Source organism: Microbacterium sp. Mcb102 (assembly GCF_024519805.1).
Classification (GTDB): domain Bacteria; phylum Actinomycetota; class Actinomycetes; order Actinomycetales; family Microbacteriaceae; genus Microbacterium.
Genome location: NZ_JALJRG010000008.1, coordinates 22,619 through 38,570, shown reverse-complemented (window position 1 = coordinate 38,570; position 15,952 = coordinate 22,619). Strand labels below are relative to the sequence as shown.

Here is a 15,952-nt window from a genome sequence, read left to right as displayed (position 1 = left end):
CGGCAAGCACTCCGGATCCGCATCCGCTGCACGCCGTGACAATGCGGTCACAACCAAAGGAGACACCCCCATGAGCGGGCAGTCACAGGATGGGTTCACACCCACCGGAACCATCGCGACAGCGGCCGATCGGCGCCGCGTCGTGTTCGCCACCGTCGTCGGCACCACGGTCGAGTGGTACGACTTCTTCATCTACGCCACGGCCGTCGGACTCGTGTTCGGCCAGCTGTTCTTCGAGCCGCTCGGTGCGGACAGTGCACTCATCGCCTTCGCCACCGTCGGCGTGAGCTTCCTGTTCCGGCCGCTCGGCGCGTTCCTCGCCGGACACTACGGCGACAAGCTCGGACGCAAGACCGTGCTCATGTGGACGCTGATCCTGATGGGTGCGGCGACCGCCCTCATCGGCCTGCTCCCGACATACGAGACGATCGGCATCATGGCGCCGATCCTGCTGGTGCTCCTGCGCATCATCCAGGGCATCTCGGCCGGTGGCGAGTGGGGCGGCGCCGTGCTGATGGCCGTCGAGCACGCGCCGCGCAAGAAGCGCGGTATCTTCGGGGCTTCGCCGCAGATCGGCGTTCCCCTCGGCCTGCTGCTCGCCTCCGGCGTGATGGCGCTGATGACCGTGATCGCCCCCGGCGACCAGTTCGCGATCTGGGGGTGGCGCGTGCCGTTCCTCCTCAGCGTGGTGCTGATCCTCGTCGGTTACTACGTACGCCGCAAGGTCGAGGAGAGCCCGGTCTTCACCGAGCTCGCCGCGCGCAAGGAGAAGGCGCGGATGCCGATCGCACAGCTGTTCCGTAAGCACTCGCTGCTCGTGATCGTCGCGGCACTCGTGTTCGCGGGCAACAACGCGGTCGGCTACATGACCACCGGCGGCTACATCCAGGGCTACGCAACGAACCCCGACGGGCCGATCGGCCTCGAGCGCGGTCCGGTGCTCTGGGCTGTCGCCGGCTCGGCGGTCACGTGGCTGCTCACCACGCTGCTCGCGGGTTGGGTCTCCGATCGGATCGGCCGCCGTTCGACGTACCTCATCGGCTGGGTGCTGCAGCTGGTCGGAGTCTTCACGCTGTTCCCGCTCGTGAACACCGGTGAGATCGGACTCCTGTTCGCCGGCCTCGCGATCCTGACGATCGGTCTCGGTTTCACCTACGGGCCGCAGGCGGCGCTCTACACCGAGCTATTCCCGGCGAGCATCCGCTTCTCGGGCGTCTCGATCTCGTACGCGATCGGAGCGATCGCCGGCGGCGCGTTCGCTCCGTTGATCGCGACGGCCATCGTGAGCAAGACGGGGTCGACGGCAGGCGTCACCTGGTACCTGGCCGGCATGACGGTCCTGGGGCTGGTCGCGACGCTCCTGCTGCGTGACCGCTCCGGCATCCCGCTCGGCCCGGATCACGAGGATGAGCAGTCGGCCAGCCCGATCCGTGGGCTCGCGAAGGCCTGAACAGGCACGCGGAATCCGATCGAGAGCGTGCGTCCCCGGTGGGCGCACGCTCTCGTCGTTCCGCCCTCGCCCTCGCCTCGACCGGGTCGTCAGCCGTCGAGGGCCTCACGGATGACGGCGGCCGAGCGGCGCAGTCGTGCGGCGATCTGGGCGTCGTCGAGATCCGTCGCCACATGCACCACGGCGATCGCGGCCAGGCGCTGACTCCGCAGGACCAGCGGCACGGCTACGGATTGCACGGTGGGGATGACCTCGTCATGGCTGGTGGCGTAACCGCGGAGCTTCGTCGCCTCCACGTCCGCGGGCAATGACGCGGGCGCTTCGGCGGGCCATTCGGTGCTCGGCAGCTGAGCGAGAATCGCTTTGCCCGGGGCGCCGACGGTGATCGGATGCCGGGCGCCGGGGCGCTGGGCGACGCTCGCGACGGCATGCCGCGGTTCGACGCTGGCCAGCGTGATGCACTCGGCCCCGTCGAGCACGGCGAGGAAGCACGTCATCCCGAGCTCGTTGGCGATCGCGGTGAGTTCGGGGAGTGCTTCGGCCTGCAGATCGTGCGCGACGCCGGCCGCGAGTGCCGCCATCCGTGCGCCGAGGCTCACCGCCCCGGCCGCGTCCCGCGTGACGAGGCCGTGGTCCTCGAGCGTGCGCAGCAGGCGGTAGGCGATCGAGCGATGCACGCCGAGACGGGTCGCGATCTCGTCGATCGTGAGGGGGCCGCGGGCGTCGGAGAGGACTTCGAGGATGCGGATGCCGCGGCTCAGCGTCTGCGATGCGGGGGAGGTGCTCGGGGTCTCGGACATGCGTGCGCTCCCTTGCGGTCACCGGCGCGGCGGTTTAGGCTGTGTTCAATAGTAGAACAGTGTGTTCGAATATAGAACACACACCCCCCGAGCGCAAGACCCGAAGCGCAGGACCGACGAAGAAGTCCGGAAGGAATCGACGACGATGCAGTTCCACCACCACGGCTACGTCTCCGCAGACCCGCGCGTGCAGGACGCCGCCGGCGTCGGGCTCGACCGGCCGACCGACCTCCCCGATGAGATCGACGTGCTGATCGTCGGTTCCGGGCCGGCCGGGATGCTCCTCGCCGCCCAGATGTCGCAGTACCCCGGCATCTCCACCCGCATCATCGAGAAGCGCGACGGCCGCCTCCCGTTGGGACAGGCCGACGGGATCCAGCCGCGCAGTGTCGAGACCTTCCAGGCGTTCGGATTCGCCGAGCGGATCATCGCCGAGGCCTACAACATCGGCTGGATGAACTTCTGGGGCCCGAACCCCGACAAGCGCGACGAGATCGTCCGCACCTCGCGCACCGCCGACTACGCGTACGACATCTGCGAGTTCCCGCACCTGATCGTGAACCAGGCGCGCGTGCTGGACTACTTCGCCGAGGCGGCCGCGAACGGCCCCGGCCGCATCGCCCCCGACTACGGAGTCGAGTTCGTGGGGCTCACCGTGCACGAGGAAGGCGAGTACCCGGTCGAGGTCCGCATCCGCTACGTCGCGGGGGAGCGCGCAGGGGAGGAGCGGACGATCCGCACCAAGTTCGTCGCCGGGTGCGACGGCGCCCGCAGCGGCGTGCGACAGGCGATCGGGCGCACGCACGTCGGTGCCTCGGCCGCGCACGCATGGGGCGTGATGGACGTGCTCGTCAACACCGACTTCCCGGACTGGCGGACCAAGTGCGCCATCAACTCCGAGGCCGGCAACATCCTGCACATCCCGCGTGAGGGCGGCTACCTCTCCCGCATGTACATCGACCTGGGCGAAGTCGCCGCCGACGACGACCACCGGGTGCGGCAGACGCCGATCGAGGAGATCATCCGCCGCGCCAACGAGATCCTCCACCCCTACACCCTCGATGTGCGTGAGGTCGCCTGGCACAGCGTCTACGAGGTCGGCCACCGCGTCACCGACGGGTTCGACGACGTGATCGACGAGTCGGGACGCACGCCGCGCGTCTTTCTCACCGGCGACGCCTGCCACACGCACAGCGCCAAGGCAGGCCAGGGCATGAACGTCTCGATGCAGGACGGCTTCAACCTCGGCTGGAAGCTCGGCTCGGTGCTCACGGGTCGCGCTCCCGAGGCGCTCCTGGCGACGTACGGCGCCGAGCGACGTCCGGTCGCGCAGCAGCTCATCGACTTCGACCGGGAATGGTCGACCCTGATGGCGCGCAAGCCCGAGGAGATCTCCGACCCCGACGACCTCGCGACCTACTACCTCGCGACGGCCGAGTTCCCGTCGGGGTTCATGACGCAGTACACCTCGTCGATGATCACCGGCGCCGACGCCCACCAGTCGCTCGCCGTCGGCTATCCCCTCGGCAAGCGCTTCAAGTCGGCCGAGGTCATGCGCGTGGGCGACGGCAACGTCACCCACCTCGGACACCATGCGAAGGCGGACGGCCGCTGGCGCGTGTACGCCTTCGGCGACCGCACCGGGGAGGGGCTCGCCGCCTGGGCCGCCGATGCCGCCCCGTTGTTCGCGCGCTTCACTCCGGCGGATGCCGACGTCGACGCCGTGTTCGACGTGAAGGCCGTGTACCAGCAGCCCTTCGAGGAGGTGGAGGTCACCTCGGCGCCGGACCTGTTCCAGCCGAAGACCGGTCCGCTCGGCCTCACCGACTGGGAGAAGGTCTATGCGGCGGGCCCCAGCAAGTGGACCGAGACCGACATCTTCGCGGCGCGAGAGCTCTCGCGCGACGGCGTGGTGGTCGTCGTGCGACCCGACCAGTACGTAGCGGCGATCCTGCCGCTGGACGCGGTGGACGAGCTCGCCGGGTTCCTCGACGGGGCGCTGCTCCCGGCCCGCTGAATCTCCTCGGCATGACACGTGTCATGCCGAGGAGATGACACCTCCCTCCGGTGTCGTGAGGCTCCTGCCGCGAGGCTGGAGACATGAACAACTCCTCCGTGGACGGGTCGGCGACGCAGGTCACCGCGCGTCCGGCATCCGAAGCCTCGAACCATGATCCGGTCGTCCTCGAGCTGAACGGCGTCACACGCCACTTCGGCTCGGGCGACCGCCGCGTGCAGGCCGTCGGCGGGGTCGACCTGTCGATCCGCCGCGGCGAGGTCGTCGCGCTGCTCGGCCCGAACGGCGCGGGCAAGACGACGACTCTCGACATGCTCCTCGGGCTCACGCAGCCCAGCAGCGGCAGCGTCCGGGTGCTCGGCGTCACGCCGGAGCAGGCGACGTCGAGCGGAGCGATCGGCGCGGTGCTGCAGACCGGCGGCCTGCTGGGCGACCTGACCGTGGGCGAGACCGTGCGCCTCATCGCCTCGCTGTACGGAGCGGAAGCGGCCGCGCGGGTGCCCGAGGTCATGGCCCGTGCCGACCTCGAACACCTCGCCCGCCGCCGCGTTTCCAAGTGCTCGGGGGGAGAGCAGCAGCGGGTGAAGTTCGCGCTCGCGATGGTGTCCGACCCCGACATCCTGGTGCTCGACGAGCCCACGGCCGGGATGGACGTCACGGCCCGGCGGCACTTCTGGGACGTGATGCGGGCCGATGCGGATGCCGGACGCACGATCATCTTCGCCACGCACTACCTGGAGGAGGCGGAGCAGTTCGCCCGGCGGACCGTGGTGATGCACCGCGGCGCGGTCGTCGCGGATGCGCCCACGGCTCTGCTGCGAGCGAGTCTGGGGGAGCGGAGCGTGTCCGCGACGGTCGGCGAGGCCGGTGCGGCGCTCGTCGCGACGCTGAGCGCGACCGACGGCGTGGTCGACGTGCGACTCGACGGAGATCGGCTCAGCCTGCGCGCCGCAGACTCCGATGCCGCCGCCCGCATCCTGCTCGACCACGGCGCTCACGACCTGGAGATCGCCGCACCCACCCTCGAAACCGCCTTCACGGCTCTGACGGAGAACTGACATGCTCGTCTCACCCACCATGCTGCGCATCGAAGGCGTCCGCCAGCTGCGCAACCCGTACACTCTCGCGTTCACCCTGGCGATGCCGGTCGCGATGTACCTGCTGTTCGGAGCCGGGATGGGCTTCGGCTCGCTCTCGGCCGGGCACGGCAACGTCTCGTTCTATGTGATGACCTCCATGGCCGCGTACGGCACGGCGGTCGCGATGAGCTCTCTGACCTCGCTCGCCGCGACCGAGGCGAAGCAGGGCTGGGGGCGCCAGCTCGCCATGACGCCGCTGACGACCGCGGGCTACGCGCTGACGAAACTGCTCACCTCCGTCGCCTTCGCGGCGCTGGCGCTGGTGGCGGTCTTCGCCGCAGGCATGATGACCGGCGCGGAGGTCGAGGACGGCTGGCGCTGGGTGGCGACCGCGGGCATCATCCTCGGGGTCGGCCTGATCTACGGCCTCTTCGGGCTCGGTGTCGGCCTGTTCTTCAGCTCCGACTCGGCCGCGGCGCTCGCCTCGATCTCGATGACGTTCTTCGCGTTCTTCGGCAACGTCTTCATGCCCCTCGACGGGGTGATGCTCGACATCGCCCGGTTCACCCCTCTCTACGGCTTCGTGGCCCTGAGCCGCTGGCCGTTGACCGACGGCACCCTCACCACCGGACAGACGGATGAGCTGTGGATGGTGTTCCTGAACGTCGCCGTGTGGCTCGCACTGTTCGTGCTGCTGGTCACGATGGGCATGAAGCGTTCCCGGGCGCGGCAGTAAGACACCGGCCGGAGCGGGCGACGACAGTAGGTTGGACGGATGACGCAGCACTCGAACCGGGTCTCCTCGGAAGCTTCCGAGGAGGCCCGGCGGTTCGCCGCCCTGGGAGCCCCGCCGGCTGCATGGGCAGCTCCGGGAGCGCGCCCCCCACGCGGGCCGGTGGGAAAGGACCCCTGGGCGCGGTTCGGCTGGCTGATGGCCGTGATCTGGCTGGTCTTCCTGGTGTACCCGGTGATCGCACTGCTGCGCTCGGAGGCGCCGCTCGCGTGGATCGTCGTCGGTTGGATCGCGCTGGTCACGTTCGTCGTGCTGTACGTCACCGGCTTCATGCACGGCATGCGCGGCGGTGGAGGACTGGGGCGACCACCGTCGACACGGCAGTGGGTCACCTTCGCGATCCTCATCGTCTGCGCGCTGGTCTCCGTGCCGGCGGAGGGCGGATCGGCGCTCAGCTTCCTGCCGTTCGTCATGTCGTTCGCCTCGTACGGCCTGACGCGCGTCTGGCACTGGATCACGACGATCGCGGCCATGACGGTCGCGGCGCTGTGCGTCTTCCTCCTCCCCGGAGGCCTCAGCTACCTGTCGGTGCTGGCGATCATCGGCCTGCTCGGCGTGGTCAACACGGTGACGACCTGGCTCATCATCCGCTCCGCCGAGGCCGAACAGCTCGGGCTCGAGCTGGCGACGAGTGAGGGCCGCGAAGCGGTCGCCCGTGACGTGCACGACCTGATCGGCCACTCGCTGACGGTCGTCGGTCTGAAGGCGCAGCTCGTGCGACGGCTCATGGACTCCGATCCGGAGCGCGCCAAGGCCGAGCTCGCCGACATCGAGCGACTGACTGCGGAGGCGATCGCCGGGGTGCGGTCGTCGGTTGCCGGTGCACGGGCCACGACGCTCGTCGAACAGCTCGCGTCGTCGCGGGACTCTCTCCGCGCGGCCGACATCGATCTGCGCGTCGACGGGGAGCCCGCTGCTCTGTCGCCGGTGCAGGCGATCACCGCGAGCTGGATCCTGCGCGAGGCGACGACCAATGCGCTGCGTCATTCCGAGGCCCGCACGGTTCGAGTGCTGCTGGCGCCGGGGCGACTGGTCGTCGAAGACGACGGGGTCGGCATGAAGGACGGCGCGAGTGACGACTCGGGCAACGGGATCCGCGGCATGCGCGAACGCGCGGCGGAGGCGGGTGCGGGTTTCATGATCGCCGCGGCGCGTGAAGCCGAGGGCTCAGGGACCCGGGTAGAGGTGACCTGGTGACGGCCGCGGGGGAGGCCGGCGGCATCCGGCTGCTGATCGCCGACGACCAGGCGCTGGTGCGTGGCGCGTTGGGGGCGCTGCTCGATCTGGAGCCGGATCTCACCGTGATCGGCATGGCTTCCGATGGTGCAGAGGCGCTACGGCTCGCGGAGGAGCTGCGACCGGACGTGTGCCTGATGGACATCCAGATGCCGGGCATGGACGGTGTGGAGGCCACGCGCCGCATCCGCGAGGCGAGTCCGGAGACGCGCATCCTGGTCGTGACCACCTTCGCGCGCCCCGGCTACCTGCGGTCGGCGCTGGATGCCGGAGCCAGCGGATTCATCGTGAAGGACACTCCCGCCGAGCAGCTGGCGGAGGCGGTTCGTCGGGTGCATTCCGGGTTGCGCGTGCTGGATCCGGTGCTCGCGGCCGACAGCCTGTTCGACGGCGCGAACCCGCTGAGCGACCGCGAGCGTCAGGTGCTGCGCCTGGCCGCCGACGGGCGCTCGGCGGCGGCCATCGCGGCGGAGGTGTTCCTGTCGGCCGGCACCGTGCGGAACCATCTCTCCGCGGCGATCGGGAAGACGGGCGCGGCGAACCGGGCGCAGGCGGTGCGGATCGCGCTCGACAAGGGCTGGATCTGACGCTCAGCTGTCTTTTGCGGATGCGGACTGCGCCTGCTGTGCCGCGGCCTGCTTCTGCCGTGCGAGCCAGGTGTGCCCGGCGATCGCGGCCCTGACCTCGGCGGAGTAGTCCCTTCCCCCGTCCGGGTGACGGAAGAGGTTCCTCCGGTGGAAGGGAGACGCCTCCCGATGCGGCCCACTGCGGTCGATGCGCCGGGCGAGTTCGGTGAGGCTGTCGCGGCCGGCTTCGTGGTACTCCTGGCGCTCGGCCTCATCCAGGCGGATCAGGCACGAGTCGTCGGCCATCGAGGAGATCGTGTACCGGGAGTCGAGGTACAGGTCGCCGTGCTGTTCGACCAGGAACCACAGGCCCGGCTCGTGGTCGACGTAGCGCATCGCATCGCGCACCTCGGCGATGCGATCGGCGTCACCCCACTCCTCGACGGGAGGGATGGCTTCGAGGGGCCGTCGCATCGCGGCATCCAGCGGGTGATACCCGAATGTCGGAGGGGCGTCGCGATACAGGGTGAGGCAGGCGACCCGGCCGCATGCGGTGCACGTGACCTGGCTCTCCACCCGCTCCATGAGGGCGGAGGCGTGCAGCAGTCGGAGGTCGGCGAGGCTCACGGCTCCGCTGGACTCCTTGAGGACTCCTGCTTCGACCCCCGCCACGAGAGCGTCGACCGTGCCGTCCAGATCGAAGGACCCGTCGCCGGTGCGCACGATCAGTTCGCGGCACACCGGGCAGTCCTCGTCGGCCGGGCGGCACGTCTCCTTCGGATCGTCCACGGTGAACGCCACCCGCTGCAGGTCGCCGGCTCGACGGCCCCCGTGCTTCACGAACTCCGGGCGCAGATACGCTGCCTCGAGGACGAAGTAGCGGTCCCCGTCGGCGAACCTCCAGGGGACGTCGAACGTCGCCTTGAAGTCGGCGAAGGTCGCATCGTTGTCGACCCCCGGGAGCCACTCCGCGGCGTCGAGGCCGCGCGGAGCGGACGGCGTCGGCGCGAGGTGCAGGATCACGGCGACGACCGCGTCATCGTGCAGCACGATCTCGCCGCCGGACCCGAACAGCAGATGCTGCGAGAGCACGGCCGGTTCACCGATCCGGCGCTCCGTCGTCTCCACGGGTTCGGTGCCCAAGGCATCGATCAGGCGACGCACGGGGGCGTCGTCACGTGCCAGGCAGAGGGCGTCGAGAATCAGGGGCATCCGGTCATGCTCTCGACGTCGCGTCACCCGACCAGTATCGGTCACCGACCGCTCTGGTGCGATGTCGGTGGCCGCGCGTACCGTGGACGCCGATGGGCGACGGCGCCCGACAGGAGGAGTGCGTGATGGATTGGAAGATCGAACTCATCTTCGTCCCGGTCTCGGATGTCGACCGGTCGAAGGCCTTCTACGAGAAGATCGGCTTCCACGCCGACCACGACCAGACCCCCGTCGAGGGGCTGCGGTTCGTGCAGATGACTCCACCGGGTTCGGCCTGCTCGATCGCCTTCGGCACGGGCCTCGGGAACGATCTGGAGCCGGGGCAGCAGAACTCGATCCAGGTCGTGGTGCCCGATGCCGATGAGGCGCTGGCGCACCTGCGAGGTCTCGGCGTCGACGCACGAGGCGTCGAGGACATGGACTGGGGGCGTTTCGTTTCTTTCGACGACCCCGACGGCAACAGCTGGACGCTGCAGGAGCTGCCTGACTACGGCGCCCAGGCCTAGGCGGTGGTGGTCGCCGGCGTCGACGTGGTGTCGGCGACCACCTCGACCTTGAAGCCCGCGGCATTCTCGAGCCAGCCCGCGTAGTGCTGCTCGCCGCCGGCGTGCGGGTAACGCTCGGCGTAGAGCGGGTGCCAGCCGTGCGCCGGGGCCTCGGACATGAGCGCATCCACGGAAGCGGGGTCGCCACCGTGGAACGCCAGATGATTGAGCCCGGCGCGCCGGCGGTCGTGCGCGCCATCCGACAGATTCGGAGAGGTCGTGAAGGTGAGGTAGGTCCCGCCCGCAGCCCAGGACTCGCCGTCGGCCCACTCGCTGTCGAGGGTGAAGCCCAGACGATCGAGGATCCAGCGCCATTCCGTGCGCACGGCATCGAGGTCGGCGACCCACAGTTCGACGTGATGGAGACCCGGCATCATCCGAGTCTGCCAGTCGCGTCAGGAGTTCACGCGGATGATCTCCTGCTGGTACGGCGCGATGACGTCCCCGGAGATGCGCAGGTCGAGGAGCAGGAAGCGGCGGGTGGAGGGATCCTCGGCGGTCCAGCTCTCGAGGCGGTCGAGGTCGGCGAGCGTGCGCACGACGACGCCCTCGGCTCCGACGGCCGCGCCGAAGGCGGCGAAGTCCACCTCGGGGATGCGCATCGGGCCCTCGGCGAGGCCCTTGAGCCCGTACAGGTTCACTTCGGCGCCGTATGCCGCGTCGTTCCAGACGACGGCCATGCCCCGGCCTCCGGCCGCGCGGACAGCGGATTCGAGGTCGGCGATTGCCATCAGTCCGCCGCCGTCGCCGGAGGTGAGCACCACGGTCGATTCGCGCCGAGCCAGAGCGGCCCCGACGACGCTCGGCCAGCCCTGCCCGATGGACTGGAACGCGGTGCCGATCATCATCATGCGATCGGGCGCGGCGACCGGCCAGTACATGTTCGCCCAGCCGATGAAGTGGCCGCCGTCGGACACCACGACACGATCCTCGGGGAGCAGTTCCGCGATACGACGGGCGGCCGATCGCGGGTCGAGGCGTCCGTCGGCGGCGAGGTCGTCACCGGCGTCGTACGCTCGGGCCGCGGCGACGTCGACGCTCTCCCGCCACGGGCTCGACGACAGGGAACCACCGAGCCGGGACACGAGAGCCTCGGCGGCCAGGCGGGCGTCCGCGCGTACGAAGCCGCCGACGTGGGCATGGGTGGCGGCGGGGGCGATGTCGACCTGGAAGACCCGCGTCCCCGGCGCGAAGAGTTCGCCGAACCGCATCGTGAACTGGTTCAGGGAGGCGCCGAACACCACGGCGACATCGGCGGTGCGCACGAGGTCCATCGCGCCGTCCGCACCGAAGCCGCCGGTGACGCCCAGGTCGTACTGCGTTTCGGGGAAGATGCCCCGGCCGAGAGCCGAGGACGCCGTCAATGCGCCGGTCGCCGCGGCGAGCTCGCCCAGCGCGGCGCCGGCACCGGAGAGCCACGCGCCGCGACCTGCCAGGAGGAAGGGTCGCCGGGCGGTGCGCAGAGCATCAGCGATCTCGTCGAGCATCCCGTCGGCGAACTCCCCGCGGGGCGCGAGCGGAGCGGGCACCCGCGGTGACGGGGCCGCCGGAACCTCGCCGGCTTCGAGCGCCGCGACGTCGTAGGGGATGGCGAGGACGACCGGGACGCGATAGGTCAGCGCGTGCTCGATGGCGATGATCGTCGTGGCCGCGGCATCCGCTCGGCCGACCGTATAGGTGCGGGCGCCGACGGCCGAGGCGAGGGCGATCTGGTCGACGTCCCACGGGCGCGGGCCGGACGTGGGCTCGTCACCGACCACGAGCACGAGCGGGACGTGCGCCTGCACGGCCTCGGCGAGGGCGGTCAGGGTGTTGGTGAATCCGGCGCCGTACGTCGAGGTGCCGGCGGCGATGCGCCCGGACGCGCGGAAGTGGGCGTCGGCGGCGACCACGGCCCCCTGCTCGTGACGGACGGCGGTGAAGGAGGCATCCGTCTGCGTCTCGATGGCGTCGAGGAAGTAGGCGTTGCCGTTGCCCATCACGCCGAAGACGGAGTCGATGTGCTGGGCGAGGGTGAGGGCGACGTGTGCGGAGACGGTGGGCATGCGAAAGCCTTTCGAGACAGGGACGGAGGAACTGTGGGATCCGTATGTGTCTCGCCTCCGCGTCTTCGCGAAGTGCTTCGTGCCTCTTTTTCAGGCACCGGCCGGGCCGGACCCGCTCAGTCTACCGGCGAGAGTGCATACCGGGATGCGGGAGAATGCAGAGATGACGGATGCGGCGCTCGAGCGCGAGACACTGACCTGGGACGGCTTCGGAGCGGCGACACGGGAGCTGGCGCGGAACATCCTCGCCACCGGCTTCGAACCGGAGGTGGTGGTGGCGATCGCCCGCGGCGGGTTGCTCCCGGCCGGTGCCATCGCCTACGGGCTCGGTGCCAAGAACTGCGGCGCGATCAACGTCGAGTTCTACACCGGCATCGGCACGGTGCTCGATGCGCCCGAGGTGCTTCCGCCCGAGCTCGACATGGCGTATCTCGACGGCCGCCGGGTGCTGCTCGTCGACGATGTGGCCGACTCCGGGCGCACGCTCGCGCTGGCCGTGCAGCTGCTGCAGGAGAAGGGCGCCGACGTGCGGTCGGTCACGATCTACACCAAGCCTTCGACGATCATCCAGCCCGACTTCGCCTGGAAGGGCACCGACCTGTGGATCAACTTCCCGTGGTCGTTCCAGGGCACGGTGCGCGAAGAAGATCTGGGCCTCGCGCCCTCGGCCTGAACCGCGGCTCCCTCGGGTCAACCCCGCAGCAGCGACCGCAGCGTCTGGATCGTGTCGGCTTCGGCCGCGGTCTTGTCCGGACGGTAGCCCTTCACCCGGGCGAAGCGCAGCGCGATGCCGCCCGGATACCGCGGAGAGCGCTGCACACCGTCGATCGCGATCTCGACGACGATGTCGGGGCGCACGAAAACGGTGGATGCCGTGCGGTGCGACTCGTGCTCGGGGAACTCGGTGGTCTGCCAGCGCAGCAGCTCGTCGGTGAGTCCCTTGAAGGTCTTGCCCACCATGACGAACCCACCGGGGTCGCCGAACTCGCCGTCGGGGTCGCGCGCGCCGAGGTGCAGGTTCGAGAGCCAGCCGCGACGACGCCCTGAGCCCCACTCCGCGCCCAGGACCACCAGGTCGAAGGTCAGCACCGGCTTGACCTTGACCCACGACTTGCCGCGGCGCCCGGCGGCGTAGGGGGCGTCGATCGCCTTGACCACGACCCCCTCGTGCCCGGCGGCGAGGGCATCGTGCGACAGCTGCTCGGCGGCATCGGCATCGGCCGTGACGATGCCGGGCATCCGCCATTGGCCGGCCACGCGTTCCAGCTCGGCCAGCCGTGTCGAGAGCGGCTCGTCGAGCAGGTCGCGTCCGTCGACATGCAGCATGTCGAAGAACCAAGGCCGCAGCACGAGCTCCCGCGAGACCTCTGCCCCGAACCGCGACATGGTCTCCTGGAACGGGCGCGGCCCGCCGTCTTCGTCGAGCGACAGTGTCTCGCCGTCGAGGATGACGTCGTGCACCGGCAGCGACCGCACGATCTCCACGATCTCGGGCACCCGGTGGGTGATGTCGGCGAGGCTCCGCGTGTAGACACCGACCTCGTCGCCGTGGCGATGCACCTGGATGCGGGCACCGTCGAGCTTGTATTCGACGGACGCTTCGCCGGTGACCTGCAGGGCCTCCGATGCGCTCGCTGCGGTCGATGCCAGCATCGGCAGCACCGGACGCCCCACCTGAAGCCCGACCGCCTCGAGGTCGCCGGGCGCGCCTGTGAGGGCGATGCGCGCGGTCTCGCCGAGGTCGCCCGACAGCATCGCCGCGCGTCGGACGACGGCCGCCGGACAGTCGGACGCCCGGGCGATCGCGTCGAGGAGCACGCCCGACAGAGCGCCGGTGCGGAGCTCACCGAGCATCGCCCGCACCAGGAAGTCCCACTCGGCGGCGGTCGCTCGCGAGCCGAGATCGACGAGGATGCCGGTGCGGCCCGCCGCCGAGCCCGAACCGGACGTCGAGGCGAGGGCATCGAGCGAGTCATCGACATCGCCGACCGTCAGGGTGGATTCGTCGGCGTGGGCGATCTCGATGGCCGAGAGCCCGCGCCAGCCGACGCCCAGCCTGCCCTGGCGCGGTGACGCGAGGAGGAGACCCATGACGATCGGGAGCTCGGAGGGGTCGGCGCGCGCGAGGAGCTCGGCGAGGGCATCGATCTTGGCGAGCCGGGACGACGTGGCGCCGACGCGGTCGGTCGTGGTGACGAGCTCTGCGAGCTTCATCCGAGCATTCTCGCACCGGCCTCCGACATCGGGTCGGTGTCGGGTCTCAGCGCCCGCGGAACTCCGGCTTGCGCTTCTCCTGGAAGGCGGCGAACCCTTCGCGATAGTCATCGGTGTCGCACAGGGCGGCCTGCGCCGCGTTTTCGATGCCGACCGCATCCCACAGCGCGAGTCGCTCGTCGCGGATGCGCGCGATCAGCTCCTTGCTCGCCAGGAACGCCGCCGTGGCGCCGCGGGCGGCCGTCGCGGCGGCGTCCGTCGTCGCCTGGACGACCTCGTCGTCGGGGAAGACCCGCGAGAAGAGGCCCGAGGACACGGCCTCCGCCCCGCTCATCAGACGTCCCGTGTAGATGAGGTCGAGTGTCTTGTGGGCCCCGAGGCGGTCGAGGAACAGCGCATGACCGCCGGAGTCGAGCGTCGCACCGAGCGCGGCGAACGGGGAGCCGATCTTCGCGGACTCGGCGACGTAGACGACATCGGTCGCGATCAACAGGCCGAGTCCCACCCCGAGGCAGGCGCCGTGCGCGACCGCGAAGGTCGGCGCAGGGAACCGCGCCATCCGCTGCAGCAGCGGGGTGACGAGCCCACCGAGGTAGCCGAGCACGTCGTCGTCGCGCGGGTCGACGCCCGAGATGTCCCGGCCGGCGCAGAACGCACGCCCCTCACCGCGGAGTACCAGCGCGCGCACGCCCGCGACCTCCGCGGCCTCGTAGGCGGCATCCAACTCGGCCAGCGCCCGCTCGTCGAGAGCATTGAGCTTCGCCGGCGCAACCAGCGCGATCGTCGCGACATCGTCGGCGATGGTGAGGTCGATCATGAGGAGCTCCTGGTCAGACGTCGTAGTCGACGACCAGGCGGTCGCTGGTCGGGTGGGACTGGCAGGTGAGGACGAACCCGCGTTCGAGCTCGTCCGGCTCCAGGGCGTAGTTCTCGGTCATCGTGACGCTGCCCTCGAGCACGCGTGCTCGGCAGGTGCCGCAGACCCCGCCCGCACAGGCGAAGGGCGCATCGGGGCGCACGCGCAGGGCGGCGTTCAGTACCGACTCGTGCGCATCGACCGGGCTCTCGACCGTCGATGAGACACCGTCGAGGGTGACCTCGATCCGCACGGTCTTCTCGCCAGCGCGCACCTGCACCGGTCGGGCCGCGCGCGCGGGCTCGTCGCCGGTCGTGAAGAGCTCGAAGCGGATGTGCGAGCGGTCGACGCCGACATCGGCCAGCACCTCGCGGCAGAGGTCGACCAGGGTGAGCGGTCCGCAGAGGAACCACTCGTCGACGGTGGCCGGAGGGATGAGCGTGCCGAGGATCGTCCGCAGCTTCTCCTCGTCGATCCGGCCCGAGAGCACCGGGGCCGCGCGCTGCTCGCGGGAGAGCACATGGTGCAGCACGAGTCGCGTCGGATACCGGTCCTTGAGGTCGGCGAGGTCCTCCAGGAACATCACGTCGAGCGTGGCGCGGTTCGTGTACAGCAGGGTGAACCGCGACGTGTCCGACCGGGTGAGCACCGTGTGGGCGAGAGCCATCAGCGGCGTGATGCCGGAGCCCGCGGCGATCCCGACCACGTGCCGGTCGTCGAGGTCGGGAAGCGCCGAGGTGAACGTGCCCTGCGGGCTCATCACGTCGATCTCGAATCCGGGCTGGAGCCCAGTCTGCGCCCAGGTCGAGAAGAGCCCGCCCTCATCGCGCTTCACTGCGACGCTGAGGCGCGTGTCCTGCCCGTCGTCGCGGTGCTCCGGCGCGCGGCACAGCGAGTAGGAGCGCCGCACCTCGACCCCGTCGAGCGTCGTGCGCAGGGCGACGTACTGTCCGGGCAGGTGGTCGTACTCGTCCGCGAGCGCGGCGGGCACCGTGAACGTGACCTCGACCGCGTCGTCGGTGAGCGCGCGCACGTCCTCGACCGTGAGCGTGTGGAAGCGGGCGCGCTTTCGAGGAGCGGTCTCGCGGGCGGTCGTCGCGCGGGGGACGGATGCCGGCGCGGACGTGAAGAGCGACATC

General features: G+C 70.2%; 15 protein-coding genes. 8 read left to right on the top strand and 7 right to left on the bottom strand.

The window, feature by feature from the left end; translation table 11 throughout:
* Nucleotides 1-70: 70 nt before the first annotated feature.
* Complete coding sequence (locus OC372_RS17360; protein WP_262003214.1) at nucleotides 71-1,450, top strand: MFS transporter; 1,380 nt, start codon at nucleotides 71-73, stop codon at nucleotides 1,448-1,450.
* Between the two features lie 89 nt (nucleotides 1,451-1,539).
* Here the strand turns inward: OC372_RS17360 and OC372_RS17355 are convergent, their stop codons facing one another.
* Complete coding sequence (locus tag OC372_RS17355; RefSeq protein ID WP_262003212.1) at nucleotides 1,540-2,250, bottom strand: IclR family transcriptional regulator; 711 nt, start codon at nucleotides 2,248-2,250, stop codon at nucleotides 1,540-1,542.
* Between the two features lie 145 nt (nucleotides 2,251-2,395).
* Here OC372_RS17355 and OC372_RS17350 point away from each other — a divergent pair, with 145 nt between their 5' ends.
* The 5 genes from OC372_RS17350 to OC372_RS17330 all read left to right on the top strand — a co-directional run bounded on the left by OC372_RS17350 (nucleotide 2,396) and on the right by OC372_RS17330 (nucleotide 7,962).
* Nucleotides 2,396-4,267 (top strand): FAD-dependent monooxygenase, encoded by a 1,872-nt coding sequence (locus OC372_RS17350; protein WP_105711867.1) that lies wholly within the window; start codon nucleotides 2,396-2,398, stop codon nucleotides 4,265-4,267.
* 83 nt (nucleotides 4,268-4,350) lie between these two features.
* Complete coding sequence (locus OC372_RS17345; protein WP_262003210.1) at nucleotides 4,351-5,325, top strand: ABC transporter ATP-binding protein; 975 nt, start codon at nucleotides 4,351-4,353, stop codon at nucleotides 5,323-5,325.
* Nucleotide 5,326: 1 nt separating this feature from the next.
* Nucleotides 5,327-6,082, top strand: a complete 756-nt coding sequence (locus OC372_RS17340) for an ABC transporter permease (protein WP_262003208.1) — start codon at nucleotides 5,327-5,329, stop codon at nucleotides 6,080-6,082.
* A 39-nt stretch (nucleotides 6,083-6,121) separates the two neighbouring features.
* Nucleotides 6,122-7,336 (top strand): sensor histidine kinase, encoded by a 1,215-nt coding sequence (locus OC372_RS17335; protein WP_262003206.1) that lies wholly within the window; start codon nucleotides 6,122-6,124, stop codon nucleotides 7,334-7,336.
* Nucleotides 7,333-7,962 (top strand): response regulator transcription factor, encoded by a 630-nt coding sequence (locus tag OC372_RS17330; RefSeq protein WP_262003204.1) that lies wholly within the window; start codon nucleotides 7,333-7,335, stop codon nucleotides 7,960-7,962. Before OC372_RS17335 ends, OC372_RS17330 begins: the two co-directional genes overlap by 4 nt.
* Nucleotides 7,963-7,965: 3 nt before the next feature.
* On the opposite strand, the gene OC372_RS17325 is transcribed toward OC372_RS17330, so the two are convergent.
* Nucleotides 7,966-9,153: a hypothetical protein gene (locus OC372_RS17325; protein ID WP_262003202.1), complete on the bottom strand. Its 1,188-nt coding sequence runs from the start codon at nucleotides 9,151-9,153 to the stop codon at nucleotides 7,966-7,968.
* Nucleotides 9,154-9,278: 125 nt separating this feature from the next.
* Between OC372_RS17325 and OC372_RS17320 the strand changes: the two genes are divergently transcribed.
* On the top strand, nucleotides 9,279-9,659 hold the full coding sequence (locus tag OC372_RS17320) for a VOC family protein (protein WP_105711873.1): 381 nt from the start codon (nucleotides 9,279-9,281) through the stop codon (nucleotides 9,657-9,659).
* Here the strand turns inward: OC372_RS17320 and OC372_RS17315 are convergent.
* Together OC372_RS17315 and OC372_RS17310 are read right to left on the bottom strand one after the other, a co-directional pair.
* Nucleotides 9,656-10,072, bottom strand: a complete 417-nt coding sequence (locus OC372_RS17315; RefSeq protein ID WP_105711874.1) for a VOC family protein — start codon at nucleotides 10,070-10,072, stop codon at nucleotides 9,656-9,658. The genes OC372_RS17320 and OC372_RS17315 overlap by 4 nt on opposite strands.
* A 21-nt stretch (nucleotides 10,073-10,093) precedes the next feature.
* A complete protein-coding gene (locus OC372_RS17310) occupies nucleotides 10,094-11,743 on the bottom strand; it encodes a thiamine pyrophosphate-binding protein (protein ID WP_105711875.1) in 1,650 nt (549 codons plus the stop codon).
* A 163-nt stretch (nucleotides 11,744-11,906) separates the two neighbouring features.
* On the opposite strand from OC372_RS17310, the gene OC372_RS17305 reads away from it, so the two are divergent.
* Nucleotides 11,907-12,416 carry a phosphoribosyltransferase gene (locus OC372_RS17305; RefSeq protein WP_105711876.1) on the top strand — a complete coding sequence of 170 codons (510 nt, stop codon included), beginning with the start codon at nucleotides 11,907-11,909 and terminating at the stop codon, nucleotides 12,414-12,416.
* A gap of 17 nt (nucleotides 12,417-12,433) precedes the next feature.
* On the opposite strand, the gene OC372_RS17300 is transcribed toward OC372_RS17305, so the two are convergent.
* The 3 genes from OC372_RS17300 to paaE are packed head-to-tail and all read right to left on the bottom strand — an operon-like array spanning nucleotide 12,434 to nucleotide 15,951.
* Nucleotides 12,434-13,957 carry an ATP-dependent DNA ligase gene (locus tag OC372_RS17300; protein WP_262003198.1) on the bottom strand — a complete coding sequence of 508 codons (1,524 nt, stop codon included), beginning with the start codon at nucleotides 13,955-13,957 and terminating at the stop codon, nucleotides 12,434-12,436.
* 46 nt (nucleotides 13,958-14,003) lie between these two features.
* The gene (locus tag OC372_RS17295; protein ID WP_262003196.1) at nucleotides 14,004-14,774 is read right to left on the bottom strand and encodes an enoyl-CoA hydratase/isomerase family protein; all 771 of its coding nucleotides are present in this window, start codon (nucleotides 14,772-14,774) and stop codon (nucleotides 14,004-14,006) included.
* A 13-nt stretch (nucleotides 14,775-14,787) separates the two neighbouring features.
* Nucleotides 14,788-15,951 carry a 1,2-phenylacetyl-CoA epoxidase subunit PaaE gene (gene paaE, locus OC372_RS17290; protein WP_262003194.1) on the bottom strand — a complete coding sequence of 388 codons (1,164 nt, stop codon included), beginning with the start codon at nucleotides 15,949-15,951 and terminating at the stop codon, nucleotides 14,788-14,790.
* Between the last annotated feature and the right edge of the window lies 1 nt (nucleotide 15,952).

Coding starts and splice junctions, on each gene's coding strand:
- OC372_RS17310 (WP_105711875.1), bottom strand. CDS start 11,743: ATGCCCACCGTCTCCGCACACGTCGCCCTCACCCTCGCCCAGCACATC.
- OC372_RS17345 (WP_262003210.1), top strand. CDS start 4,351: ATGAACAACTCCTCCGTGGACGGGTCGGCGACGCAGGTCACCGCGCGT.
- OC372_RS17300 (WP_262003198.1), bottom strand. CDS start 13,957: ATGAAGCTCGCAGAGCTCGTCACCACGACCGACCGCGTCGGCGCCACG.
- OC372_RS17340 (WP_262003208.1), top strand. CDS start 5,327: ATGCTCGTCTCACCCACCATGCTGCGCATCGAAGGCGTCCGCCAGCTG.
- OC372_RS17350 (WP_105711867.1), top strand. CDS start 2,396: ATGCAGTTCCACCACCACGGCTACGTCTCCGCAGACCCGCGCGTGCAG.
- OC372_RS17335 (WP_262003206.1), top strand. CDS start 6,122: ATGACGCAGCACTCGAACCGGGTCTCCTCGGAAGCTTCCGAGGAGGCC.
- OC372_RS17305 (WP_105711876.1), top strand. CDS start 11,907: ATGACGGATGCGGCGCTCGAGCGCGAGACACTGACCTGGGACGGCTTC.
- OC372_RS17355 (WP_262003212.1), bottom strand. CDS start 2,250: ATGTCCGAGACCCCGAGCACCTCCCCCGCATCGCAGACGCTGAGCCGC.
- paaE (WP_262003194.1), bottom strand. CDS start 15,951: ATGTCGCTCTTCACGTCCGCGCCGGCATCCGTCCCCCGCGCGACGACC.
- OC372_RS17320 (WP_105711873.1), top strand. CDS start 9,279: ATGGATTGGAAGATCGAACTCATCTTCGTCCCGGTCTCGGATGTCGAC.
- OC372_RS17315 (WP_105711874.1), bottom strand. CDS start 10,072: ATGCCGGGTCTCCATCACGTCGAACTGTGGGTCGCCGACCTCGATGCC.
- OC372_RS17295 (WP_262003196.1), bottom strand. CDS start 14,774: ATGATCGACCTCACCATCGCCGACGATGTCGCGACGATCGCGCTGGTT.
- OC372_RS17325 (WP_262003202.1), bottom strand. CDS start 9,153: ATGCCCCTGATTCTCGACGCCCTCTGCCTGGCACGTGACGACGCCCCC.
- OC372_RS17360 (WP_262003214.1), top strand. CDS start 71: ATGAGCGGGCAGTCACAGGATGGGTTCACACCCACCGGAACCATCGCG.